At 57.7% G+C, this 1,827-nt stretch carries 2 protein-coding genes; both read left to right on the top strand.

Annotated features, from left to right (window positions below):
- Positions 1-581: 581 nt before the first annotated feature.
- A complete protein-coding gene (locus F0Q45_RS25800; RefSeq protein WP_149656564.1) occupies positions 582-824 on the top strand; it encodes a DNA-binding protein in 243 nt (80 codons plus the stop codon).
- A gap of 2 nt (positions 825-826) precedes the next feature.
- The gene (locus F0Q45_RS25805) at positions 827-1,243 is read left to right on the top strand and encodes a type II toxin-antitoxin system death-on-curing family toxin (protein WP_149656565.1); all 417 of its coding nucleotides are present in this window, start codon (positions 827-829) and stop codon (positions 1,241-1,243) included.
- Positions 1,244-1,827: the final 584 nt, after the last annotated feature.

Below are 1,827 nucleotides of genomic sequence, written 5' to 3' on the forward strand. Positions count from 1 at the left end.
GCGCAGGGAACTGGGAAAGTGGCGGAAAGTCGCCACTTTTCAACATCCGAGAGTCCGGCCCGTGGGCGTTAGGGAACGGATTGGTCACCGCGGTGACCAATTGTTCGTCGTGGAGTCCGGCCCGTGGGCGTAGGGAACGGATCTGACACAAATGTGACAGTTGACGACGCCTAGTGCAGCGAACTCATGGGCCGAATAATCGTGTACTTCTGCACGATTTTTTGCTGGCCGGTCCGGCCGACTCGCCCCCCGTCCGGTCCGTGGGCGCGGGGAACGGATGTGTCCAATTCTGGACAGTTGGACGACGGCCGGTCCACGATGTTTGTGGGGAACGTGATGAGCGTGTCCCAAAACGTAGGTCAGAAGCCTATGGTTGCTCGCCGAAGAGTCCCGGCCCACGAGGTGTTGGGTCAGGAGCCCACAACAGATTCGGCGAGGTCGGGTTTGAAGTCGAGGACAATGCCGCTCACTTCTTGAGCGCATCTCGCCATCGACTCGGCCAACTCGTCCAACTCGGCATCGGTGAGCATGGGGATGGGTTGCCGTAGACGCGGAGAGATACATCATGACATCATGGTGGCATGGCCTCTCCGATCGCGAACAAAGAAGCACAGACCACCGCACTGACCGTGCGTCTACCGGCCGACCTGGCAGACGCGCTGAAGAACTACGCCTTCATCACCGACACCTCTGGAAACGAAGTAATCAAGCGTGCCCTTATCGAGTACCTGAAAATCCACGGTCGGCCCGACATGATGCGCTCAGCGTTCGAGCGCGTAGTCGAGCAGCACAGAATCGCCCTCGACAAGATGAAAGACATGTAGGTGTGATCACATATCTGACGGCGGATGACGTCCTCGATATAAACCAACAGTTCGTAGGTCCAGACCAGCTCCGCGACTTCGGACTGCTAGACGCAGCGGTATTGCGTCCACAAACGAGCGCATTCGGAGAGGACGCATTTCCGACCATCCACGAGAAGGCTGCGGCGCTGCTGCACGGGTTGGCGCGCAACCACCCTTTCGTGACCGGCAACAAACGCACCGCATGGGTGGCTACGGCGATGTTTTATGCAGTCAACGGCTTCGACGTCCACGTCGAAGCCGGGGAGCTTATAGGTCTGACCAACGACGTGGCCGAAGGCCTGCTCGGTGTTCAAGACATCGCCTTGATTCTTAAGTCTTGGGCGCAACCATTCCCGGTGCCCGACGATTGGATGGGGACCGACGGCACTCTGTTCTAGGGCGCCCTCGGTGTGCCGGCCTCTGCGTGACTCGTCTTAAACACCCGTGGTTGTCTAAAGTCCGCGTTCAAGATTGCGGTTGCCTGTCGCCCTCCCTCGTGCTGCGGCAGTCGTCCCTGCCACGCCACACGACTGGGGTTTAAATCCGTCATCCACGAAGCCCGAATCTGGCTAAACGCAGGAAACGACTACATGCTCGCCGCGAACAAGATACTGCGGGAGCTAACGCTAACGGGCGAGGGGCGGGTGAAGACCCCGGTTCACGGAAACATATCCAAAACGAAATCTGTTCACTCCCAACGTTTTTCACTGGGGTGCATTGCGGACTAGCGGGGAGTAATACGAACCCGGAAACCCGGCCAACTTTTTCATTTTTTCCAGATAGATAGATCAGTGGCGACGTCTCGTGTCCGCATGTACCGTTTGCTAAAAAATCATAACCTCAGTTCAGAGCACCTTATTAGGTTAGCCATATTTCCGCCGGTGTAGGGCACCGTCTAAAAGCCCAGACTCCGGCAAATCTCCCAGACCCGTACACAACGCGAGACGGCGACGCTCCGTCTCCGCGTGACCGTTTGCTAAAG

This window comes from Mycobacterium simiae (assembly GCF_008370645.1).
Taxonomy (GTDB): domain Bacteria; phylum Actinomycetota; class Actinomycetes; order Mycobacteriales; family Mycobacteriaceae; genus Mycobacterium; species Mycobacterium simiae_A.